The organism is Pseudomonas simiae (genome assembly GCF_900111895.1).
Taxonomy (GTDB): domain Bacteria; phylum Pseudomonadota; class Gammaproteobacteria; order Pseudomonadales; family Pseudomonadaceae; genus Aquipseudomonas; species Aquipseudomonas simiae.
The window spans coordinates 39,726-60,899 of the sequence record NZ_FOKB01000016.1 but is presented as its reverse complement, the minus strand read 5'-3'; the positions used below and the strand labels follow the sequence as shown (position 1 = coordinate 60,899).

Genomic DNA, 21,174 nt, shown 5'->3' with positions numbered 1-21,174 from the left:
GACAGGATGCTCTGCAATTGCGCGTCGGTCCAGTTCGGTGGGCTGGCCCACATATGGCTGATCTGCTCGACACACGCGTCGTACTCTTTAGGCGTCGGCGAGCTCTTGGCGTACTCCTTGCCAGCGCGTTCGATAAAGGCGGCGAAGTTTCTCAGCGTTCAGCGGCTTGAACCGCAGAAAAAGACAGCATCAGGCAGGCAGAAGTTACGCCGCCTTTAGGGCCGACGATGGAATAAGCCTGCACACGCATACACGATCATTCGGCGAGGGTGATTTTGTTCAATACCCCGGCCGACTCGCCGTTTACCGTGGCCTCACCATCACGGGTTCGAATAAAAAGGAACTGCAATGAGCTTGATCATTTCCATGGCTGCCTTCGCCCTGGCCACGTCCATCACGCCAGGCCCGGTCAATGTGGTTGCGCTGAGTTCGGGGGCGCGCTTCGGCTTTGTCGCCAGCCAGAAGCATGTGTTTGGTGCTGCTGTGGGCTTCACGTTGCTGTTGGTGTTGATTGGCCTGGGCTTGCATGAGGTGCTGGTACGCTGGCCGATATTGACCCAGTTGATCCAGTGGGGCGGGGTGGCGTTCCTGCTGTACATGGCCTGGAAACTGGCGGCGGACGATGGCCGTCTCGACGCCGAAGGTAACGCCACCGCGCCATCGATGCTGTACGGGGCGATCATGCAATGGCTCAACCCCAAGGCCTGGCTGGCCTGCGTGGCGGGGATGGGCTTGTTTGTCGCGGATGGCGATGCCGCACAGGTCTGGCTGTTTGCGGCGCTCTACCTGGTGATCTGCTACCTGTCCGTGGCGTGCTGGGCCTACGCCGGGACGTTCCTGCGCCGCTACCTCGGCAACCCTCGGGGTGTTCGCGTGTTCAACCGCTCAATGGCTGCGTTGCTGGTGGCCAGTGTGGGTTATTTATTGATGGCTTGAGCCGGTCGCGGTACTGCCCCGGCGTGGCGGCGAAATGCTGTTTGAACGTGCGCTGGAAATGCGCTTGGTCGGCAAACCCCGCGGCCAGCGCGACATCGGCGATCAGCTCACCCTGGCGCAATTGCGCGCGGGCAAACTGGATACGCTGGTTGACCAGGAATGCGTGGGGCGTCAGCCCGTAATACTGCTTGAATGCACGGATCAGGTAGGACGGCGACAGCTCGGCCGCCACGCAGATATCTTCCAATCTGAGTGCGTCGGTGCAGTGTTCGCGGATGTAGTCGGCGGCGCGTTCCAGCTTGTGGTTGACCTCGCGCACCGGCGTGTCGGAGGGGTTGAGGCGCTGTTGCACTTCAGTGAAGTAACTCACCAGCGCGCTCTGTTTTTGCAGGTGTTCGGCCTGTTCATCCACCAGTATCCCGTACAACTCCAACAGGCCTTCGTAAAGCACCGTGTCCCGGGTGTAGGGCGTGTTGAAGGGCCGATAACCCTGCTCCGTGCTGAAGCCCAGTTGGTGCTGCAAGTCCGTCAGCCAGGGCGTGTCGATGTACACCATTTGGTAGGACCACGGCTCATTGGCGATAGGGTTGCAGGCGTGTACGTCGCCGGGGTTCATCAACACCACCGTGCCGGCGCTGATCTCAAAGGTGTCGGCGCCGTAGTGGTAATAGCTGCGCCCCGTGGTGACCACGCCGATGGAGAAATGCTCGTGCGCGTGACGGCTGTAGGTGACCTTGCGCCCATCGGCAATGGTGCGTGCTTCGACGAAGGGCAGGCGCTCGTCGCGCCAGAAGCGCGGCGAGCGTGAAAGGTGAGCGAGGCTGTTCGGCGACATGGCGGCGGGTCCCTCCCTTGAGCGAGTGAAGGGATCATTGCACAGACCGCCACCGTCGTCAGCTCAGAAGTCCCATTTGGTCGCCAGTTGCAGGCTGCGCGGTTCGCCGTAGAAACCGGTGCCGAAGTTGCCCAGGCCGGTGTAGTACTTTTTATCGAACAGGTTCTTCACGTTCAGCGTGGTGCTCAGGTGCTCGTTGAAGCGGTAGCGCGCCATCAGGTCGACCAGGTAGTAGCTGTCCTGGGTGATGCGCGCGTACTGGCCGAAATTGACCGTGTCATTCGGGTTAGGCTGGAACACGTTGCCGAAGAACTCGCTCTGCCAATTCACGCCGCCGCCCACGGTGACATTCTCCAGCGCGCCGGGCAGGCGGTAGGTGCTGAACAGACGCACCACTTGCTGTGGCGTGGTGGTTTGCAGCACCGAGCTGTACACGTAGCCGTTGTTGGCATCGCGGGTGTGCTGGTAGGTGTAGCCCGCGGAGACGTTCCAACCGTCCAGCACCTCGCCCGACAGTTCCGCCTCGAAGCCTTTGGTGGTCGCACCGGCAATCGGGCGATACACCGAGTCGGTCTCGAAGCCCGAGACGTACTCGGCGACATTGTCCTGCTCGATGCGGAACGCCGCAAAGCTGGCGTTCAGGCGGCCCTCGTAAAACGCGGCCTTGATCCCGGCCTCATAGGTATTGCCTTCGATGGGGTCAAGCAGCTTGCGGTCGGCGTCCTTGCTGTTCTGCGGGCGATAGATCTGGGTGTAGCTGGTGTACACCGACCAGGTGTCGTTGAGGTCGTAGACGATCCCGGCATACGGCGTGACCACGCCGCTCTGGTGGTAGCGGGTGCGGTTGTCGGCTTTGGTCGGGTCGTAAAAGTCCGTGTTGTCGGTGCCGCTGAAATTGCTCACGCGGGTGCCAAGGATTACCGAGAGGTCATCGGTGGGTTTCAGGCGTGTGGCCAGGTAGGCACCGGTCTGGCGCTGCACGATATCGTTCTGGCCGCTGCGCGGGATGTCCGGTTTAGCGTATTCGCCGTGCCAATCGAAGATGCTGCCGCCCACGGGCGGGTAGACCGAACCGTACACCGGCACATCTTGTTTCGAGCGGGTGGTCATGAAGCCCATGATCAACTCGTGTTCACGACCGAGCAGGCTGAACGGCCCGCTGAGGTTCACGTCCAGGGTGTTTTGCACCTGGTCGCCCTTGTACTTGCCCATGAACATGTACATGTTCTCGCCGCTGACCGGGTCCGGGTTGCCGCCGCTAGCGGAGGCGAGCAGGGTGTCGTGCTGGCTGCGCTTGCGGTCGAGGCTGACTTTGAGCGACCAGTCATTCGCCAGCTTCTGCTGCACCGAGGCGAAGAGTGTCTGGTTGTTGAAGTCGCGACGGCTCCAGTCGGCGGCCGGGTTGAACGAGCGCGAGAAGTTCGTGCGCGAGCCGTCGCTGAAGTACATCGGGAAACCGGTCCAACTGGCACCGCGGGAGCGGGTGTCTTGTTGATCGATGCCGAAGGTCAACAGGGTGTCGGGCGTGAGGTCGGCTTCAAGGATGCCGTAGGCGATGTCCTTGGTGTTCTGGTAGTGGTCCAGGTACGACTGGCGATCCTGGTACACGCCGACAAAACGCCCGCGCACGTTGCCGGACTCGGTCAGTGGGCCGGAGATGTCGCCTTCGGTGCGGTAGTTGTCCCAGGAACCGAAGGTCTGGGTTACCGAGGCCTGGAAGGCAGCCGTGGGCTTTTTGCGGATCAAGTTGACCGTGGCCGAAGGGTCGCCGGCGCCGCTCAGTAGGCCGGCCGACCCCTTGATGATTTCCAGGTGGTCGTACACCGCCATGTCGGTGCTGGTGGTGCCGTAGTCATATACGCCGTCATAGGTGGAGTTGACACCGTCGTACTGGAAATTGGTGATCGGCAGGCCACGGCTGGAGAACTCCCAGCGCTCGCTGTCGTAGTTCTGCACGCTCACGCCGGGGGCGCGGCGCAGGGTGTCGGCGATGCTGTTGGTGCCCTGGTCGTCCATCTGCTGGCGGGTGATCACCGTCACCGATTGCGGGGTTTCACGCATCGACAGCGGCAGGCCGGTGGCCGAAGCCATGGAGCCGGTGGTGTAGGAACGGGTGTCTTCGGTGGTGGCGCCCAGGTCCTGGCCGGAAACCGTGGTGGCACCCAGCTCCAGCGCGCCGGTGTTGGCGGGAATCGGGTCCAGCACGTAACCGTTGTTGCCTTGGGACAGTGCCTGCAGACCGCTGCCCTGCAACAGGCGCTGCAAGCCGGCCGCCGGGGTGTAGTTGCCGTTCAGGCCGGGGCTGGTCTTGCCGGCGGCGAGGCTGTTGTGGCCAGCGATGAAAATGCCCGACTGCTCGGCGAAGCTGTTCAACACACTGACCAGGGAGCCGGCGGCGATGCGGTAGGGACGCGCGGCCTCCTGGCTCGAAGGCGAGTCGGCGGCGTGCACCATCGGCGCGCCAAGGCAGAACAACGAAGTGGCCAGCGCCAATGGGCACAGCGCGAAGCGAGCAGGTTGCGACATGGATGTTTCCCTTTGGATCAAATCGATCGGCGAATTGAAAGCGTCTGCAGGGTTAACCGAACGAGTGTTGAAAAAGGGAACTGGCGGTTGAAGATTTTTTACAGCGGCCCGACCGATACCCACCACGGCAACGGCCGGTCGACCCGAATCGGCAGCGCCGCCTGCAACAGGTGCAGGGCATGATCGCTGTCCTTGAGCGGGAACGAGCCCATCACCGGCAACTGCGCCACCGCCGGATCACATCCCAGATGGCCGGGGCGATAACGGTTAAGCTCGGTGATCAACTGCCCAAGCGGCAAGTTGTCCGCCAGCAGCACGCCACGGCTCCAGGCCTCCCGCGCCTGCGAGGCAGTCGCGGTGGGTTTGAAGCCATCGCGGGTAAAGGAGGCTTGCTGGCCCGCTTCGATGATGCGCACATGCCGGTCTTGGGTGGTGATCTGCACGCGGCCTTCGAAGACATTGAGCTGGGTGTGATCGTCGCCTTGCAGCACACTGAAACGGGTGCCCAGCGCCTGCATGCGCCCCTGTTCGGTATCGACCAGAAACGGCCGCCGGGCGTCCTTGGCCGTGTCGATCAATACCTCGCCAAAGCGCAGAAGCAGCAAGCGTTGCGCCGCATCAAAACGCACATCCAGCGCACTCAACGCGTTCAGCCACACATGGCTGCCATCGGCCAGCAGGGTATCGCGGGTCTCGCCGCTGGTGGTTGCATAGTCTGCGCTCCAGCCGCCCACCAGTCGGGGCAGGGCGGTGTTGCGCCAACTGCCCCAGGCCAGCGCCGAGCCGCCGCACAGCACCAGCAGGGTCTTGAGTGTCTGGCGCCGCGAACTGCGCAAGGCGCGGCTGGCCCCCTGGGCTTGTTCCTGCAGCGGGGCAAAACGCTGGCTCACCCGCTGCACGTACTGCCAGGCCGCCAAGTGTTCAGGGTTTTGCGCGACCCAGGCCTGCCAGCGCAGTTGCTCCAAGGCGCTGCCGTGGTCCTGCAGGCGCACATACCATTGCGCGGCCTGCTCAAGGCTGGCATGGCTGAGCTTGCCGGAGGCGTTCATTGCACGAGCATCCCGTCGAGTTCGGCTTCCAGGATTGCGCAATGCAGCAGGGCCTGGGCCATGTACTTCTTGACCATGCGCTCGCCCACGCCAAGCTGCTCGGCGATCTGCTTGTAGGGCAGGCCGTGTAACTGGGCGAGCAGGAAGGCTTCGCTGACTTTCTTCGGCAGTCGCGCGAGCATGGCGTCCACCTCAACCAGTGTCTCGACGATGATCGCCCGTTGCTCCGGCGACGGTTGCAGCGCTTCCGGCCGTTCGGCCAGGGTTTGCAGCCACGTGCGTTCGAGCTGGCGCCGGCGCCAATGGTCGATGCACAGCCCGCGGGCGATAGTGGCCAGGTAGGAGCGTTGGCGGACGGGGTCGGTCTCGGCCGGTGGGCGGCTGAGAATCCGGATAAACGTGTCGTGAGCCAGGTCGGCGGCATCCCAGCGGTCGTTCAGGCGCCGGCGCAGCAGGCCGAGCAGCCAACCGTGATGGGTGCCGTAGAGGTGGGTAAAAGAAGTCGACACACTGCCCGTCCAGCTCAAAAAAGCATGCAAATAAGAATTGGTCGCGATTAAAGCAAAGCGTCGGGCTGCGTGCAAATGATTAAAACCGCTCAGCCAAGCCAATGATGCCCTTTGAAGGCGCGAGCTTGCTCGCGAAGAACGTGAGAGATGACGCAGCGCTATCGGGCTGCCCGGGGTGGCCTATTGGTTATTCGCGAGCAAGCGCGCTTACCAAAAAACAATCCGCGCTGCTATTGCCGCTGCAAGCGGCAGTCACAGCGGTTTAGACAGAAACACCCGGCTGCTGCCTTCAGGTGCGCAGGGCACTTCACCGAATTTCAGCCACCCGTGCTTCTCGTAGAACCCTGGCGCCTGGAAGCTCAGGGTGTAGAGCACCGCATTGCGACAACCCCGCCGCCGGGCTTCGTTTTCGAAGGCTTGCAACAGTTGGCTGCCCAGGCCCGACCCCCGCAGGTGTTCGGGCAGGTGGAAGAGGTCGAGAAAGGCCATGCCTAGCGTGGTTTTACCGGTGATGCCGCCGACGATCTGCTGGGTGGCAGGGTCTTTGATCAGCACCGTCAGCGGCTGGCGATCGTTGTAGCCCGTGATGCTTTCGTTGAACGCCGCCAGGCCGCTGCCGAGGAGGCGCTCGACTTCGGGGTTGGGCTGGTCGCTGATTTCAATCAACGGTATGTCCATCGTCAGAGCGCCCTGACCATTTCATGCCACGCCATTCCTCCGTGATCCGATGGCGAAGGGCGCACATAGTCATAACCCATGCGCTCGTACAACGGCACGTGCTGTTCTTTGCACATCAAGTGAATCGTCTGTTTGCCCATCCCGCGCATACGCTGCACGAACTCAGTCATCAACGCCTTGGAATAACCCTTGCCCTGATGCGCCGGGTCGACCACCACCGACATGATCACGACGTTTGGCGCCTCGGCGCAGTGGCCTACCAACTCCTTGAACGCCTCGTCCGACATCACCACCTCATGGGCGCACCCACAGTTGATGAAACCCACCACTTCGCCCTCGGCTTCCAGGATCAAAAAACCTTGCGGGTATTGCGCAATACGCGTGGCGATCTTCTCCAGCGTCGCGGCTTCGTCGCCTTCGTAGGCGCTGATTTCGATGTCAAAGCAACGCGCGGCATCGGCGGGGAGGGCGGTGCGGAAGGTGAGGGCGGGCATGGTATTTCCTGAGGCATTGAGCGAAAGGCCCCATCATAGAGAAACATCCTGTGCCTGGCACTGAAACGCTCTCTCCCAATACTCGATAAGCTGAAGGCGATACCCTGCTGGCCGGTTTCGGCGCAAATCCATCCGGTGTGCCAGCGCTCGGCAATACGGCCGCGCTCCAGTACCGCTGCGCAGGGTGAGGCGTGCTTCCCGCTCCCCCTAGAACTCCCCGGAATACTTCACCGCTGCTGCCGCCCGCGACGGCACATCCAGCGTGCGCAACAACGACGACACATGGATGCGCACCGTAAACGGCGAGATTTCCAGGGCCTTGGCGATTTCTTTGTTGGTCTTGCCCTGCGCGATCAGGCGCAGCACGTCCTGCTGACGGGCGGTGAGGGCGTAGGTGTCCAGTGGCAGCAAACCGGAAGGGGCAAACTTGACCAGCACTTCGCCTTCGCGGATAGCCAGCAGCGCCTGGCCGATCTCGTCGGGGGCGATGTTCTTGCCGATGAAGCCGTCCGCGCCCAGGGCCATCACCTGATCGATCAATGCCGGGTCATCCACCATCGACACCACGATCAGTGTAGTGCGCCGCAGTTGCTGGCGCAGTTCGACCAGTTGGCTCATGCAGGTCAGGCCGGGAAAGCGCAGATCGAGGATCAGCGTATCGACCTCGCCGCCTTCATGGATCAGTGCGAGCACCCCGTCAAGGTCCCCGGCTTCCTGCACCACGGCGTCCGGCAACAAGCGCTGCACCGTGCGCAGCATGGCTTCACGAAACATCGGATGGTCATCAGCGATGATGATGCGACTGCTCATGTGGGTGCTCCTTCCTGGGGCAAGGGTGTGCAATTGCATGCTACCTTACCACCGCGCCCAGGGCCTGCCTGTGGTGTGTGAAGGAATTGATCACTGCCGCACAAGGACGTAACCCCATGAGTCTTGAGACCAACTCCGAACTCGACCAAGCCAACCTGCGCATCGTGGTGGCCAGCATTGCGATTGTCTACATCGGTGCATTGGGCTTCCTGCCCGGACAGTCGGTGGACACCTACCTGCCGGTGATCCTGTATATCTTTCTGTTCCTGCTGGCCTCCATCGTGTTGCGCCAGGTGATCGCCCGATGGCCCGGACATTACCCGGCGCGGCGGATCTTCGGCATGCTTCACGACTACACCGGCACCTCGTTCGGCATGGTGGTCGGTGGTGAGGCGGCATTGCCGCTGTATGCGGTGATGGTGTGGGTCAACCTCGGCAACGGCATGCGTTACGGCTCGCGTTACCTGGCGATTGCCACGGCGTTGGCGCTGCTGGCACTGCTGATTGTGTATCGATTGACGCCGGTGTGGCAGGCACAACCCTTCATGGTGCTGATGCTGATGATCACCAGCACGGTGATCCCGGTGTATGCGCACATTCTGCTGGAGCGCACGCGCAAGGCGTCGGAGCAAGCCATCGCCGCCAACCTGGAGAAATCCCGTTTTCTCGCTCAGGCCAGCCACGACCTGCGCCAACCCATCCATTCCATCGGCCTGTTCACTGCCTGCCTGCGCGAAGCCCGGCTGGGCGACGAAGAACGGAGGCTGGTGGACAATATCGACCGCTCCCTGCTCAACGTGTCGCAACTGTTCCGTTCGATTCTCGACCTCTACACCCTCGACAACGGCCGCCTGATGCCCAAATACCAGGCGGTGCACCTGGGCGAGTTCCTCGCCGACCTGGTACGCCAGAACGCCGAAGCTGCGCGCTGGGCCGGCGTGGAGCTGCGCCTGCGGCCGTGCGCGCACTGGGTGCTGGTCGACCCGGCGCTGCTGGCGACCATGGTGCAGAACGTGCTGTCCAATTGCTTCAAATATGGCGCGCATCGTCCGGTGCTGATCGGCGTGCGCGTTCGCGACGGCGGCTTGGCGGTGGAGATTCATGACCGGGGGCGGGGAATTGCCGAGGAGCATCTGTCAAAGGTCTTCGAGGAGTTTTATCGGGTACGCCACCTGCGTGACAAAGACGTCGAAGGCGTGGGCCTCGGGCTGTCCATCGTCAAGCGCCTGGGGCAATTGATGGGCGTGCAAGTGAGCCTGCGCTCCCGGGTTGGCCATGGCACCTCCGTGTGCCTGTATGGCCTCACTTTGGCCACTGCACCGCGGACTACGGCACCGCGTGACGACACGCGCCAGGCCGGGTTGCTCACGGGTTTGAAGGTGTGCCTGGTGGAGGATGACCACAACGTGCTGCTCGCCACCCAGGCGCTGCTGGAGCGCTGGGGGTGCGAGGTGCAGGCGGAGTCGTCTGGGCGTGACCTGGTCAGCGACTGCGACATCATCGTCGCCGACTATGACCTGGGTAATCATGCCACCGGTATCGAATGCATCGACGCCCTGCGCGCGCAACGTGGCTGGGCGGTCCCGGCGCTGATCCTCACCGGGCACGATGTGGAGAAAATCCAGGCCGCGTTGCACGACCGTCAGATCGCCATTCTCTCCAAACCCGTACGCCCCGCTGAACTGCGTGGCAGCCTGCGGGACCTGAGCCAGGAGTCCGTTACTGGGTGAAGCCCTGCAGTGGGTTGCCGCGTGCGCCTTTGGGCTGGCAGTAGGCGGCAGGCTTCATCAGGCCAAAGCTTGCGACCGCAAACGCGCCGCCGCTGGCACCGCTGGGCACCGAGCAGTTGTACTCGCCAGACGCCGCGGTGGCCACGTAGTAGGTGGTCATCGAGTCGCTGCGTACGTTGGAGATACGCTTGACCGGCTCGCCCAGGTTGGTTTCCGACAGGGTCTTGAGGTGGTCTTCAGTAGGCTTGATGTTGCTGCAGCCGGCCACGCCGATGATCAAGGCACCCAACAGGGTCAGGCGAGTAACAGAGGATTGCAGTTTCATGGTGATTCTTCCTTGGGGTTGTTATGGTTTTTCCAGCGCACAACACGCCCACGCGCAAGAAATGCACGGTGCCGGAGGAGCGTTGGAAGTGTCGGGGAATATAGCGCCGCAGGGGGGAGGGGTCGATTAGCACAGGTGTACTAATGGCACGATGACTTCATGGAAATCGCGTGAAGGGCTGAAGATAAAACCGGCCACTCCAAAGGATGCCCAGGTAGCGTTCGCTACCCGTTTGCAAGCCGTTCGCACTTCCGGCAGGCGCTTCCTGACATGGATCTCACGTCGCAGCCGTAAGAAAGCGTTTTCACCGTTAAATGATAAAGCCGTCCCGGATGGCTTTCGGTTCAACAGAATCGGCCAATAGCGCAGTTCAGCATGAGTTTTTGCTTATAAAGCGATACTCAACAGCCCGCCCATGACGCCGCTGCCGAGTACCACCAGCCACGGCGCAACTTTCCAGAACATCAACGCAACCAGCGCCACAAGGGCCAGGGCAAAGTCCTGCGGGGCGTGAATCGCACTCGTCCATACCGGCTGATAAAGCGCCGCGAGCAACACACCGACAACCGCCGCATTGATGCCCATCAGCGCCGCTTGCGTGCGGATGTTGTGCCGCAGATGCTCCCAGAACGGCAAGGCGCCCAGGACCAACAGGAAAGAAGGCGCAAATATCGCCAGCAGGCAAACCAGGCCCCCAAGCCAACCGTTGGGCGCTTGGTTCATCGACGCGCCGAGAAATGCAGCGAAGGCGAATAGCGGCCCAGGGATGGCTTGCGCGGCGCCATAGCCCGCCAGGAATGCATCGTTGCCGACCCAGCCAGTAGGTACGACTTCAGCCTGCAACAGCGGCAGTACCACATGTCCGCCACCGAAGACCAGCGAGCCAGCGCGGTAGAACGCATCCACCCTCGACAACATTTGACTTGGAAACCACGTTGCCAGGAGCGGCAGCCCGAGCAACAGAGCACAGAACAGAACCAGCCAAAACATGCCGGCACGACGCCGGATGCGAATGGGCAGCGGATCACGGGCTTCGCTCGGCTCGGGCTTGAAGAGGCACAAGCCAATGATCGCACCCATCGCTATGACCCCGACTTGCCCCAACGCGGAGGGTACGAGCAGCACGAAGCAGGTTGCTGCTGTCATGATGGATCTACGCGGTGTATCGGGACACAGATTGCGCGCCATCCCCCATACCGCCTGCGCGACCACCGCCACGGCTACCACCTTTAACCCGTGCAATACGCCAACGGGTATGACATCGCCATAACGGGCTATGCCCAACGCAAAGAGGATCAGGGCAATCGCGGAAGGTAAAGTGAACCCCATCCACGCCGCCAGCGCGCCACCGTAGCCTGAGCGAGAAAGCCCAAGCGCGATGCCGACCTGACTGCTTGCAGGCCCTGGTAGAAACTGGCAAAGGGCGACCAGATCCGCATAACTGCGCTCGCTGAGCCACTGTCGACGCACCACGAACTCGTCTCGGAAGTAGCCCAGGTGGGCGATTGGGCCACCGAAAGAGGTCAGGCCCAGGCGCAGGAAAATTAGGAAAACTGTCCAGTGGCGGCGGTCAGTCTGGCGGGTGTCGGTCATGTTGATTGATTCATCATCGGCCTATTCAACAGACATTAATCGAAAATTGTTAACGAAAGACAATACTCAAGCTGCGCGCATCACAGGATGCAGAGGCCTGCTGAGTCTTCACCGAGCGGATTGAGCCCGAACGTGGCACGAGTGATGCGACGGATGAACTCGCTAACAGAGCAGCAAAGGCCAACGACAGACCGAAAGACCACTCCATTCATTTTCAGTCGGCGACGTCTTCCGGCGAAACCACCCAAACACTGCAAGGCATTTTGTATAACAGGTGTTCCACGGTGCTGCCGATCAACTGACCGATCCCTCGATGGACGACGCGTCCCATGACAATAACGTCAATGTCATAAGCATCCGCATAGCTGGAAAGCACCTTGGCCGGGTTACCCATGATCATGTGCTGGTTTTCCGCCGGGATGTTATTGCGCTTGGCCAGCTCATGGAAAGCATCGCTTTGTGCATCGAACAGCGCCTTGGCGGCGCTTGGAGAGAAGAACGCGGAGGCATTGTTGAAACCGAACTCGGCGGCGCTGATCGAGGACAGGTCGTGGGCGTAAATAACGTCCAGCTCAGCATTACAGTTGCTCGCCAGTTTTGCCGCTTCGTGCAGAATTCTGTCGTTAAGGCCTTCGTAGTGGTCATTGCGATGGAACGGGTCGACCGCAGCAACGATTCGCCGTGGAAGGGCGTGGTGCAGATGACTGACAAAGTGCAGGGGCACCGGGCATTCGCGTAGCAGATGAATATCCAACGGAGTGAACATCAGGCGTGACAGGACTGACTCGTGCTCCAGAGCTTTCACCAGTGCTGTCATGGGTTGTTCCCGGAGGTGGATGAGAATCTCTTGCAGGGGGCTTTGCACCCACACCACTTCAGTGGTCACGTGCACGCCGAGCTTGCGCAAGGGGCGGGCCTGATCCTCTAGCCATTGGTGGTGGCGCTCGACATATCCCAAGCGCATCTGTTCCAGAGCTTGCTCATTGACCAGGCCAGCAGTCGCCAGCCCCTCCAGATAGTCGAATGCCACGATGTGCAAGGCGGCGTCCGACGCCTTGGCCAGAGCGGCAGCGCGCTCGAAGGCCGGGCTGTTTTTCATGAGGGGCGAAACAACCAGCATGAAACGTGATTGCGCAGACATGGCAAATCTCCCATTGGTAATCGCTCAAACGCTCGCCAGTCGAACGTCCGGGCAGTGAGCCTTGCGCCTAGGGTGGCGCTGGCTACGCCAACGGGCTTGATTTTTGTCAAAGAGACGAGTGAGAGCGCCAAACGATCTGCGGCAGGCGCTTTGATTCTCTGATTGTTGACCATTATCAATCTGCGGTTGGTCGCCCTGGCGCAGTCTCGGGTGAGTGCAGCACTCACGAACTCGATCTGCGTAGGAGAACCGATGATGGCCACCATGAAAGCCGCAATATTCGTTGAGAAGAACCGCATCGTGCTCGAGGACAAACCGATCCCCGAGGTCGGCCCGCTGGATGCTTTGATTCGCATCACCACCACGACCATCTGCGGCACCGATGTGCATATCCTTCGCGGCGAGTACCCGGTGGCCAAAGGCTTGACCATCGGTCACGAGCCAGTGGGCATCATCGAACGGCTGGGTTCGCAGGTGCGCGGTTTCGTCGAGGGACAACGGGTCATCGCTGGGGCAATTACCCCAAGTGGCCAGAGTTATGCCTGCCTGTGCGGCTGCGCCTCACAGGATGGCCCCGACACCCGGCACGGATTTCGCGCCACGGGTGGCTGGAAATTCGGCAATATCATCGACGGCTGCCAAGCCGAATACGTGTTGGTACCAGATGCACTCGCCAATTTGTGCCCAATCCCCGATGGTTTGAGCGATGAACAGGTGCTGATGTGCCCGGACATCATGTCCACCGGGTTCTCTGGGGCGGAGCGCGGTGAGATCAATATCGGTGACACAGTCGCCGTATTTGCCCTCGGGCCGATCGGTCTGTGTGCCGTGGCCGGTGCACGACTTAAAGGGGCCACCACCATCATCGGCGTCGATGCCGTGGCGCAGCGCATGAGCGTCGCCCGTCAGTTGGGCGCGACCCACGTGGTGAATTTCAAGGAGGCAAATGTGGTCGAGCAAATCATGGCCCTGACCGATGGCCGGGGAGTCGATGTCTCGATCGAGGCTCTGGGCACCCAAGGTACGTTTGAGTCGGCATTGCGCGTGCTGCGCCCCGGCGGCCGGTTATCCAGCCTGGGGGTGTACTCCAGCGACCTGCGCATCCCGCTCGATGCCTTTGCCGCCGGCCTCGGTGATTACAGCATCGTGACGACGCTGTGCCCCGGTGGCAAAGAGCGGATGCGCCGGTTGATGGCAGTGGTGCAAAGCGGTGCCGTCGATTTGTCGCCGCTGGTGACTCACCATTTCAAGCTCGATGACATCGAGGCGGCCTATGAGCTGTTTGCCAATCAGCGTGACGGTGTGATGAAAGTGGCGATAACGCCTTGAGAACGTCTTTCGCAGGTGTTCATGAACTTCGAGATCACGCACTCACAACCCGCTCATTACTGGGATCAGGGCCACCATGATTGAAACCATTGGCATGGCGGGGGCGGCCGCCGCGCTGGGGATCGGCATGTTGATCGGTCTGGAGCGCGAGCGCCACAAAGGGACCGGAGATACCCGCGACTCCGCCGGATTGCGGACCTTCGCGATCACCGCACTGCTGGGATATGCGGCGATGCAGGTGGGAGGGGCGTTGCTGGTCGGGATGGTCGCGATCAGTCTAACCGCGCTGGCGACTGTCGCCTATTGGCGAAGTCTGAGTGACGACCCCGGCGTGACTAGCGAAGTGGCTTTGCTCACCGTGCTGATCCTGGGCGCGCTGTGCAGTACCGCTCCCGAACTGGCCGTCGCTATGGGTGTGGTGGCGGCGGGGCTGCTGACGTATCGGGAGACACTGCATCATTTCGCCAAAAGCCAGTTGACCGAGCCTGAGATGCGCGATGGACTCGTCTTGCTGATTACGGCGCTGGTGGTGCTGCCATTGCTGCCGGATCGTTACATCGGCCCTTATGCAGCCCTCAATTTGCGCACCGTCTGCAGCTTGACTGTTTTGTTGATGCTGGTGGGCGCCGCGGGGCATATTGCGGTGCGTACGCTGGGAACTCGCTACGGCTACGCTATCAGTGCGATCGCCTCCGGATTCGCCTCCAGTACCGTGACCATCGCCTCGATGGGACATCGCGTCGCCACGGAGCCTGGCAATATCCGCGCCCTGAGTGCTGCGGCGATATTGTCCAATTTGGCCACCGTGATTCAGGTCGGGCTGATTTTTGGCCTGGTTGATCCCGCACTGTTGCGCAGCATATGGGGGCCATTGGCCTGCGGATTTGCTGTTACGGGGTTATATGGCGCATGCCTGATGTTTCCCGTCCAGAGCGGGGGCGCCAACGGGCCGATCAAGGTGGGGGGCGCATTCGATCTCAAGCTTGCCTTGATTGTGACGTTGAGCATGACCGGTATCACCCTGGTTTCATCAGCCATGCTGAGCCACTTCGGTCAGGTCGGGATAATGTTGACTGCGACCTTGACCGGTTTTGCCGACGCGCATTCCTCCACAGCGTCCATCGCCTCCCTCGCCAAGGCCGGCTTGTTGCCGTTCGATGCCATCGTCGGCCCTGCGCTGGTTGCTGTCAGCAGCAACTCTTTGAGCAAGTGCCTGATGGCCTGGGTCAGCGGTGGCAGACGATTTGCCGCCTATGTTATCCCGGGCCAGGTGTTGCTGACGCTGGCCATGTGGGCGGGCACCTTGCTGCATTGAGTTCGGCCGGTATGTCCAGAACGCTGAAACGGCAACCGTTGCCACCGTTTCTCTTGGCCTGGTACATCGCGCTGTCGGCTTGGGCGAGCAGATCATCCACACTGCTTCCATCGCCGTGAAACAGGCTGATACCGATGCTTATAGCGGTTTCGATCCGATGATTGTCCACCATGAAAGGCTGATGGATAGCGGCGACCAATTTGTTCGCCAAGGGCTCAAGTTGGTCAATCTGGTCCACGCCGGAGATCAGGATCGCGAACTCGTCACCGCTCAGGCGGGCGACCACGTCGGAGCGGCGCACTGACTGGCCCAGGCGTTCAGCCACCGCGACCAACAGCCTGTCCCCGCAAGCGTGGCCGAGGGTGTCGTTGATGGATTTGAAGTGATCCAGATCGATAAACATCAGCGCCAATGGCTGCTTGTATTTGATCGCACCATTGATTGCCTGGTTGAGCAGGTTCAGGAACAGCAAGCGGTTGGGCAACCCCGTCAGAGCGTCGTGGAATGCCAGTTGCTGCATGGCGGCGCGCTCTTCGTCTATGAGACTGAAGTTGTGCAGGATGGCGATGAAGTGCGTCACCACACCGTCCTGGTCGAGCACCGGCGTGATGATCTGATTGACGGTGCAGGTGCCTCCGTCCTTGCGCCTCTCGACCATTTCGCCTTGCCAGCTCAGCCCCGCCATAATCGTCATCCACAAATTGCGATAGAACGTAGTGCTTTGTCTGCCTGAAGACAGCAGATGCGGGGTCTTGCCCACCAGCTCTTGCTTGGAATAGCCGCTCATCAGGCAGAATGCTTTGTTGAGCCACACGATGCTGCCACTGCGTTCGGTGATTAGCACCGGGTTTGTTGCAGCGTCCAATGCCCTTACCAACACTTGCTGGTCATTTTCGATCATTGCCTATTCTCTCTGCAGACACAGGACGCTTTGGTTCAGGCTATGAGGGTGCGAGGGGGTACTTGTTGATCAATATCAACTTTATTCGGGGCGATGTTCACCCTTACGACTGGCATACCTGACAAATATCAAACAGCTGAAGCCTGTAACGCTCAACCTTGAGCAATAGCCATCCAGATGGCCCCGTCCCGAGGTGCCCCATGTCACAGATCCAGCGTTTATTATTGATTGCCCCTCCAGCCATGATCCGCACTCCAGCCTTTGAGCGTGCCACGGCTCTGGCTCGGGCGATGCAACTGCCGTTGCACATCGTCGCGTTTGATTATCTGCAGGCACTAGCGGTGGCAGGCCTATTTGCCCCCGAACAGATGGGTGTAGCGCGGGAAGGGTATTTGCAAACTCATCGACAGTGGCTTTCGGAACAGGCCGAGCTGATGAGCAAACATGGCGTTGCAGTCTCCAGTGAGGTGGTGTGGGTACAGCATCCTTATGAAGAAATCCTGCATTTCGTCAGCGAGCTGCCGTTGGCACTGATCATCAAGGATGCTCACGAAGAGTCGGCGTTGAAACGGATATTTTTCACCCCGCTGGACTGGCAGTTGCTGCGTGATTGTCCAGTGCCGGTGCATCTAGTGATCAATGACCTGCATGCTCGACCTCGCCAGATCCTGGCTATTGTCGATGTCCTGCGCAGTGAAGAGCAGGATCAGGTATTCAACGATCAGATTATCGATGCCGCCGTGAAGCTGGCCGAGCAATGTGGTGCCACATTGGAGTTGGTGCATGTCTATGACTGGATGGCGGTGTATGCGACGGACATGGGCGTTGGTGCGTTACCGCTGGCCACGGGTCTCTATGAGGCGTTGGGCAGCGCAGAGCGTGAGGCGTTTGCGGCGCTAGCCGAGCGCCATCATGTGGCACCGCAGAACCGTCACTTTATCGAAGGTGCGGCGGTTCCAGGCATTTGTGAGTTCGCGACTAAACACGCTACGGACGTGATCGTCATGGGGACGGTGCAGCACCATGGCTTGAGTAAACTGTTAGGCACAACCGCCGAACAGCTCTTGCATAGGGCGCCTTGCAGCGTATGGGCGATCAAACCGTCGCGCGACTGATACGTGGCCCAGCCGGCAGGGCAGGCCGGCACTCCACGCCTACGGCGTGTCCCCTACCTTTAATGACGCGGCGCCCTTGAGCAAAGGCGCGCGTTATCGCGGGGCAACTGTTTACAGGTGAAGACGATGGATAACCTGAGATGAGTTGTCGGGGTCGCTAGACGTGTCGAACCCCAAGCTTCTTGCCAGGTCACGCATCGGCGTATTGCTTGCCGCGTCAATCGAGTACATCTGGGTGAAAGCGTTGCGACGCGCCGCCTTGATCAAATGCGTCATCAGATGCGTGCCCAAACCCAGATGCTTCCACTCATCAGCAACGGTGACTGCGCATTCACATACATGTTCTCCGGTGGCGGCATACCGACTGATACCGATCTCGGTAAGCTTGCCGTTATCGTGAGTCAGTGCGATGTAGGCCATGCGCTGGTCGTTGTCAGTGTCCATCAACTGATCCAGCATCGCTTTGCTCGGCTCATTGATCTGGGCAAGAAATCGCATATGCCGCGACTCGGGAGACAGGCGCTTGATAAACGCATACTCACGCTCGCGGTCTTCATCCGTGAGCGGCCGTATCAGCACATGGCGGCCGTCTTTAAGGGGTTCGATCCAATGGTGGCCGGCCACTTTGGCGTAGACATCAACGGCGCGTTCATTGTGTTCTTTGACGGTTTGCATGAAAAACCTCCATCCAGTTCAGATCGGCGCGCCGTGATTACCGCGCGGGTCATACCTTTCTACGTCGATGGGGCAGCCTGATTCTGATCTGGATCAGAAACCCGTGAGGCCGGTGCTCAATCGTGAGGTACTTATTCAAACTGTCGTCGTGATGACAGTCGGGGGAATGCGCCTGATTGCAACGTTTTCCACGGCGCTGGCTGCCGCGCGTACGCGATGGGGCGCCAAGTGTGCGGGCGTTAGAGGACGGTCGGACGATTGCAGCCTGATACCAGTTGTTTAAGGCCCTCCATGTCCTGAATCTTGACGTTCCGGCCGGCAATATCCAGCAGGTTCAGGTCTCGCAGGTGCGCGATACCCCGGCAGATGGTCTCCAGGCGTAGTCCTAAGTAGGAACCGATTTCCTCTCGGCGCATTTTCAGAACAAAGTCCTTGGGGGAATAACCGCGAATGCTCAAACGTTGTGAAAGGTTGAGCAGGAAGGCCGCTAGGCGCTCGTCCGAGTTCATGTTGCCCATGAGCATCAGCATTGTCTGGTCACGCACGATTTCCCGGCTCAACAGGCGGTTGAGGTTGTGTTGCAGCGACGGCAGGCTCTGCGAGAGTTTTTCCAGTTGCGCAAAGTGGATGGGGCACACTTCGCTGTCTTCCAGGGCAAACGCGCTGCACGCATGTATGTCGGCACTGATAGCGTCCAGGCCCAGCATCTCGCCAGGTATCTGAAAGCCGGTGACCTGCTCACGACCGTCGACTGACACCATGCTGGTCTTGAATGAACCAACTCGCACGGCGTAAAGCGAGCGCAAGGGGTCGCCGGTGCGGTACAACGCCGTACCTTTTTTGATCTTGAAGCGCTGGACGATCAGTTTGTCCAAGCGCTTCACTTCATCGCCCGATAGCCCTATTGGCAGACAAAGCTCTAGAACACTGCACTGTGAGCAGGCTGATTTGAGGCTCTGGACTTGTAACGGACGGGTTCCAGTCATCGGGTCTCGCTCCGCCAGGTATCTCCTGAGCATAGCGGGGGGGCGTGTGGGTCCGCACTTAATTTGCCCTTTTTCAGGTTAAAGGTGACGAGTGGAGAAGAACGCTATTCGAACGAATAGTCCTGCCGTTCCATGCTCCCCAAATTGATGGGTGCATCTGAACCGGCAGCGCGCCTTGCTGGCGGCCCGTTATTTACTTGATAAAGATCAGAGTCTGCCGTGGGCCGAATCCGATACTGCAGTCACAGCGCCGCCTGCAGTCCGAACAGGATGTCGGGTTTGCAGTTGGGTACAACGCTGTTGTCAGGAGATCGCGGTGATGCAGAAACTTAAACGTATTTTATTGATCGTACCGACCGAAATGACCCGTACTCCAGCATTCGACCGCGCGCAGGCGCTGGCCTGCGCCACCGGAGCGTCGTTGCACATGGTTGCGTTCGATTACGTCCAAGCCTTGGCGGTAGCAGGCTTGTTCGACCATGAAGCCATGACGCGTGCCCGAGAGGGTTATTTGCAAGTGCATCGGCATTGGTTGGAGCAGCAGGCGCGCCTTGCGGGAGGACAGGTGACCAGTGAGGTCGTCTGGGCTAAAGCAAGCCCTGGCCATGTACTCGATTATGTGAACGACTTCCATGCAGATCTCGTGGTCAAGGATATTCACCACGTGCCTGCACTGGGGCGGGCCTTTCACCAGCCACTGGACTGGCGGTTACTGCGCGAGTGTGAAGCGCACTTTCATCTGGTGACCGAAGCCAGGCACCCCAACCCTCTGAAAATACTCGTTGCCATCGACCTGTCCCACCTTGAAGAGTTGACTCAAGGTGTCAATGAGCAAGTGCTTGAACTGGCGTCGACGCTGGCAGCCTCCTGCGGTGCCAGGTTGCACCTGCTCAGTATCAGCAACTGGTCGGTTGTGGGAGACACATCGACGAGTGTGTCCACGCTGAGTCTGAATGAAAGCCTTAGGGACGCGGTCAATGACGCGCAGGAGGAGGCGTTCGAGGTGCTTGCGTCACGCTACGGGATTGACGGCCACCGCCGTCACCTGCTGACGGGCGTCCCCCACGCGGTCATTGAGCGGTTCGCCCTGCAGAATGAATTCGATATCGTGGTGCTAGGCGCCAGCCATGCTCGTGGCGGCGACATGTTCATCGGCAGCACAGCCGAGCGCTTACTCAATCACCCGCCGTGCAGCCTGTTGGTTGTGCAACCGTTAGCCTGAGCATGCACGTGCGTCAAATTTCGTTGCATCGACGCTTTATCGCCGTTCTCTGCCGCTCATGTCTCGACTAAAAGCGGCGCGCAATCGCGCTATCACGTGCAGGACTGACTCTCCTTGAACCTGCGGTGGTGCCGCGCTTTCTCCAAACTCACGCCATACAAACAGCGTCAATTCGGCCCCGTCGGTCAATGTCTGCGTCAGTTGCTGTGTGCCAAAACCTTGCAGCAACCGATAACGCTCATCTTGCCAGAACGCGTCCTCCACCCAGTCGTACACCGGAATGAAATGAAAGTGCAGCGCAAATCCCGGCATGTGCCCATAACGGCTGATATACAGCCATTTCGGTTTGAGCTGCGCCTCCATCACTCGCTGGGTTTTTGCCAGCAGCCCACCCAACTCGGCCAGCGCCGCTTCCGGCATGTCGGCCAGGGAGTGAATCGGCGCCTTGGCGCCTAGCATCAGGTAGCCGGGCAAGGATGAAGCTAGGTGATGGTTGAGCAGCCAGTGTTCGGTTTCGTGAAGGACATAGGCGGGGTCGATCTGCATAAGCGAATCCCTGTTAGCGATGCGGGGAGGATACCTGTATCCCTGAAAAGTGATGGATCTGTGCCTATCGCCCGCGGGTCCAGATGGATAGCCTCAAGCCCCGCTAATCAACCACCGAGCCCACCATGGACCTCACTGCCGTCCCCTTTGGCACCACTGACTGGACCACGGTCGAATCCGTGACTTACCCAGGCATTACCGGCAACGCTTTATGGCGCACCTGCCACTTCGGAACCACCCGCGTGCGCATGGTTGAGTACACCCCCGGCTACTTGGCTGATCACTGGTGCTGGAGAGGGCATATTCTCTTGTGCCTGGAAGGCGAGTTGCATACGGAACTGGAAGACGGCCGCCAGTTCACCCTGACGGCCGGAATGAGTTACCAGGTGGGCAATGACATGGAGGGCCATCGCTCGTCGACGAGCGTAGGGGCGAAGCTGTTTATTGTGGATTGAGGCG

The 21,174-nt window shown here is 60.2% G+C and carries 21 protein-coding genes and 1 pseudogene; 7 read left to right on the top strand and 15 right to left on the bottom strand.

Annotation, left to right across the window (positions count from 1 at the left end; translation table 11 throughout):
- Window positions 1-5: 5 nt before the first annotated feature.
- Window positions 6-146 (bottom strand): annotated as a pseudogene (locus tag BMZ57_RS30065) (alpha/beta fold hydrolase); the annotation flags it as partial.
- Window positions 147-348: 202 nt separating this feature from the next.
- On the opposite strand from BMZ57_RS30065, the gene BMZ57_RS28675 reads away from it, so the two are divergent.
- Window positions 349-936, top strand: a complete 588-nt coding sequence (locus BMZ57_RS28675) for a LysE family translocator (protein ID WP_010209766.1) — start codon at window positions 349-351, stop codon at window positions 934-936.
- On the opposite strand, the gene BMZ57_RS28670 is transcribed toward BMZ57_RS28675, so the two are convergent.
- The 7 genes from BMZ57_RS28670 to BMZ57_RS28640 all read right to left on the bottom strand — a co-directional run bounded on the left by BMZ57_RS28670 (window position 878) and on the right by BMZ57_RS28640 (window position 7,837).
- A complete protein-coding gene (locus BMZ57_RS28670) occupies window positions 878-1,771 on the bottom strand; it encodes an AraC family transcriptional regulator (protein ID WP_044287325.1) in 894 nt (297 codons plus the stop codon). The two genes, BMZ57_RS28675 and BMZ57_RS28670, sit on opposite strands and share 59 nt — an antisense overlap.
- Window positions 1,772-1,834: 63 nt before the next feature.
- Window positions 1,835-4,297 carry a TonB-dependent siderophore receptor gene (locus tag BMZ57_RS28665; RefSeq protein WP_069673419.1) on the bottom strand — a complete coding sequence of 821 codons (2,463 nt, stop codon included), beginning with the start codon at window positions 4,295-4,297 and terminating at the stop codon, window positions 1,835-1,837.
- A gap of 98 nt (window positions 4,298-4,395) precedes the next feature.
- A complete protein-coding gene (locus BMZ57_RS28660; RefSeq protein WP_069673420.1) occupies window positions 4,396-5,346 on the bottom strand; it encodes a FecR domain-containing protein in 951 nt (316 codons plus the stop codon).
- Entirely contained in the window at window positions 5,343-5,855 is a 513-nt protein-coding gene (locus BMZ57_RS28655; protein WP_010209776.1) for a sigma-70 family RNA polymerase sigma factor, read from the bottom strand. Before BMZ57_RS28655 ends, BMZ57_RS28660 begins: the two co-directional genes overlap by 4 nt.
- A 252-nt stretch (window positions 5,856-6,107) precedes the next feature.
- On the bottom strand, window positions 6,108-6,533 hold the full coding sequence (locus BMZ57_RS28650; RefSeq protein WP_010209779.1) for a GNAT family N-acetyltransferase: 426 nt from the start codon (window positions 6,531-6,533) through the stop codon (window positions 6,108-6,110).
- A gap of 2 nt (window positions 6,534-6,535) precedes the next feature.
- Complete coding sequence (locus BMZ57_RS28645; protein ID WP_010209781.1) at window positions 6,536-7,027, bottom strand: GNAT family N-acetyltransferase; 492 nt, start codon at window positions 7,025-7,027, stop codon at window positions 6,536-6,538.
- 207 nt (window positions 7,028-7,234) lie between these two features.
- The gene (locus tag BMZ57_RS28640; RefSeq protein ID WP_010209782.1) at window positions 7,235-7,837 is read right to left on the bottom strand and encodes a LuxR C-terminal-related transcriptional regulator; all 603 of its coding nucleotides are present in this window, start codon (window positions 7,835-7,837) and stop codon (window positions 7,235-7,237) included.
- Between the two features lie 116 nt (window positions 7,838-7,953).
- On the opposite strand from BMZ57_RS28640, the gene BMZ57_RS28635 reads away from it, so the two are divergent.
- Entirely contained in the window at window positions 7,954-9,567 is a 1,614-nt protein-coding gene (locus BMZ57_RS28635; RefSeq protein WP_021492309.1) for a hybrid sensor histidine kinase/response regulator, read from the top strand.
- Here the strand turns inward: BMZ57_RS28635 and BMZ57_RS28630 are convergent.
- From BMZ57_RS28630 to BMZ57_RS28620, 3 genes are all read right to left on the bottom strand, one after another.
- On the bottom strand, window positions 9,557-9,892 hold the full coding sequence (locus BMZ57_RS28630; protein WP_010209787.1) for a hypothetical protein: 336 nt from the start codon (window positions 9,890-9,892) through the stop codon (window positions 9,557-9,559). The two genes, BMZ57_RS28635 and BMZ57_RS28630, sit on opposite strands and share 11 nt — an antisense overlap.
- 387 nt (window positions 9,893-10,279) lie before the next feature.
- Window positions 10,280-11,485: a chromate efflux transporter gene (gene chrA / locus BMZ57_RS28625; protein WP_069673421.1), complete on the bottom strand. Its 1,206-nt coding sequence runs from the start codon at window positions 11,483-11,485 to the stop codon at window positions 10,280-10,282.
- Window positions 11,486-11,699: 214 nt separating this feature from the next.
- On the bottom strand, window positions 11,700-12,626 hold the full coding sequence (locus tag BMZ57_RS28620) for a universal stress protein (RefSeq protein WP_021492307.1): 927 nt from the start codon (window positions 12,624-12,626) through the stop codon (window positions 11,700-11,702).
- A 255-nt stretch (window positions 12,627-12,881) separates the two neighbouring features.
- Between BMZ57_RS28620 and BMZ57_RS28615 the strand changes: the two genes are divergently transcribed.
- Together BMZ57_RS28615 and BMZ57_RS28610 are read left to right on the top strand one after the other, a co-directional pair.
- Entirely contained in the window at window positions 12,882-13,955 is a 1,074-nt protein-coding gene (locus BMZ57_RS28615; protein WP_010209790.1) for an NAD(P)-dependent alcohol dehydrogenase, read from the top strand.
- Window positions 13,956-14,031: 76 nt separating this feature from the next.
- A complete protein-coding gene (locus BMZ57_RS28610; RefSeq protein WP_069673422.1) occupies window positions 14,032-15,270 on the top strand; it encodes an MgtC/SapB family protein in 1,239 nt (412 codons plus the stop codon).
- Here BMZ57_RS28610 and BMZ57_RS28605 read toward each other — a convergent pair.
- Window positions 15,212-16,171, bottom strand: a complete 960-nt coding sequence (locus tag BMZ57_RS28605; RefSeq protein ID WP_010209792.1) for a GGDEF domain-containing protein — start codon at window positions 16,169-16,171, stop codon at window positions 15,212-15,214. The two genes, BMZ57_RS28610 and BMZ57_RS28605, sit on opposite strands and share 59 nt — an antisense overlap.
- A 200-nt stretch (window positions 16,172-16,371) precedes the next feature.
- Here BMZ57_RS28605 and BMZ57_RS28600 point away from each other — a divergent pair, with 200 nt between their 5' ends.
- On the top strand, window positions 16,372-17,286 hold the full coding sequence (locus BMZ57_RS28600; RefSeq protein WP_045791972.1) for a universal stress protein: 915 nt from the start codon (window positions 16,372-16,374) through the stop codon (window positions 17,284-17,286).
- Window positions 17,287-17,397: 111 nt separating this feature from the next.
- Here BMZ57_RS28600 and BMZ57_RS28595 read toward each other — a convergent pair whose 3' ends face one another.
- Together BMZ57_RS28595 and fnr are read right to left on the bottom strand one after the other, a co-directional pair.
- Window positions 17,398-17,961, bottom strand: a complete 564-nt coding sequence (locus BMZ57_RS28595; protein ID WP_021492304.1) for a GNAT family N-acetyltransferase — start codon at window positions 17,959-17,961, stop codon at window positions 17,398-17,400.
- 239 nt (window positions 17,962-18,200) lie between these two features.
- Window positions 18,201-18,947 carry a fumarate/nitrate reduction transcriptional regulator Fnr gene (gene fnr, locus BMZ57_RS28590; protein ID WP_069673423.1) on the bottom strand — a complete coding sequence of 249 codons (747 nt, stop codon included), beginning with the start codon at window positions 18,945-18,947 and terminating at the stop codon, window positions 18,201-18,203.
- A gap of 319 nt (window positions 18,948-19,266) precedes the next feature.
- On the opposite strand from fnr, the gene BMZ57_RS28585 reads away from it, so the two are divergent.
- Window positions 19,267-20,169 (top strand): universal stress protein, encoded by a 903-nt coding sequence (locus BMZ57_RS28585; RefSeq protein WP_069673424.1) that lies wholly within the window; start codon window positions 19,267-19,269, stop codon window positions 20,167-20,169.
- Window positions 20,170-20,205: 36 nt separating this feature from the next.
- Here BMZ57_RS28585 and BMZ57_RS28580 read toward each other — a convergent pair whose 3' ends face one another.
- Window positions 20,206-20,715, bottom strand: coding sequence for an HIT family protein (locus BMZ57_RS28580; RefSeq protein ID WP_069673425.1), 510 nt, complete (start codon window positions 20,713-20,715; stop codon window positions 20,206-20,208).
- A gap of 125 nt (window positions 20,716-20,840) precedes the next feature.
- Here BMZ57_RS28580 and BMZ57_RS28575 point away from each other — a divergent pair, with 125 nt between their 5' ends.
- Entirely contained in the window at window positions 20,841-21,170 is a 330-nt protein-coding gene (locus tag BMZ57_RS28575; RefSeq protein ID WP_021492301.1) for a DHCW motif cupin fold protein, read from the top strand.
- Window positions 21,171-21,174 lie beyond the last annotated feature (4 nt).

Coding starts and splice junctions, on each gene's coding strand:
- BMZ57_RS28650 (WP_010209779.1), bottom strand. CDS start 6,533: ATGGACATACCGTTGATTGAAATCAGCGACCAGCCCAACCCCGAAGTC.
- BMZ57_RS28620 (WP_021492307.1), bottom strand. CDS start 12,626: ATGTCTGCGCAATCACGTTTCATGCTGGTTGTTTCGCCCCTCATGAAA.
- BMZ57_RS28630 (WP_010209787.1), bottom strand. CDS start 9,892: ATGAAACTGCAATCCTCTGTTACTCGCCTGACCCTGTTGGGTGCCTTG.
- fnr (WP_069673423.1), bottom strand. CDS start 18,947: ATGACTGGAACCCGTCCGTTACAAGTCCAGAGCCTCAAATCAGCCTGC.
- BMZ57_RS28660 (WP_069673420.1), bottom strand. CDS start 5,346: ATGAACGCCTCCGGCAAGCTCAGCCATGCCAGCCTTGAGCAGGCCGCG.
- BMZ57_RS28665 (WP_069673419.1), bottom strand. CDS start 4,297: ATGTCGCAACCTGCTCGCTTCGCGCTGTGCCCATTGGCGCTGGCCACT.
- BMZ57_RS28640 (WP_010209782.1), bottom strand. CDS start 7,837: ATGAGCAGTCGCATCATCATCGCTGATGACCATCCGATGTTTCGTGAA.
- BMZ57_RS28595 (WP_021492304.1), bottom strand. CDS start 17,961: ATGCAAACCGTCAAAGAACACAATGAACGCGCCGTTGATGTCTACGCC.
- BMZ57_RS28605 (WP_010209792.1), bottom strand. CDS start 16,171: ATGATCGAAAATGACCAGCAAGTGTTGGTAAGGGCATTGGACGCTGCA.
- BMZ57_RS28645 (WP_010209781.1), bottom strand. CDS start 7,027: ATGCCCGCCCTCACCTTCCGCACCGCCCTCCCCGCCGATGCCGCGCGT.
- BMZ57_RS28675 (WP_010209766.1), top strand. CDS start 349: ATGAGCTTGATCATTTCCATGGCTGCCTTCGCCCTGGCCACGTCCATC.
- BMZ57_RS28585 (WP_069673424.1), top strand. CDS start 19,267: ATGCAGAAACTTAAACGTATTTTATTGATCGTACCGACCGAAATGACC.
- BMZ57_RS28615 (WP_010209790.1), top strand. CDS start 12,882: ATGGCCACCATGAAAGCCGCAATATTCGTTGAGAAGAACCGCATCGTG.
- BMZ57_RS28635 (WP_021492309.1), top strand. CDS start 7,954: ATGAGTCTTGAGACCAACTCCGAACTCGACCAAGCCAACCTGCGCATC.
- BMZ57_RS28600 (WP_045791972.1), top strand. CDS start 16,372: ATGTCACAGATCCAGCGTTTATTATTGATTGCCCCTCCAGCCATGATC.
- BMZ57_RS28670 (WP_044287325.1), bottom strand. CDS start 1,771: ATGTCGCCGAACAGCCTCGCTCACCTTTCACGCTCGCCGCGCTTCTGG.
- BMZ57_RS28580 (WP_069673425.1), bottom strand. CDS start 20,715: ATGCAGATCGACCCCGCCTATGTCCTTCACGAAACCGAACACTGGCTG.
- BMZ57_RS28575 (WP_021492301.1), top strand. CDS start 20,841: ATGGACCTCACTGCCGTCCCCTTTGGCACCACTGACTGGACCACGGTC.
- chrA (WP_069673421.1), bottom strand. CDS start 11,485: ATGACCGACACCCGCCAGACTGACCGCCGCCACTGGACAGTTTTCCTA.
- BMZ57_RS28610 (WP_069673422.1), top strand. CDS start 14,032: ATGATTGAAACCATTGGCATGGCGGGGGCGGCCGCCGCGCTGGGGATC.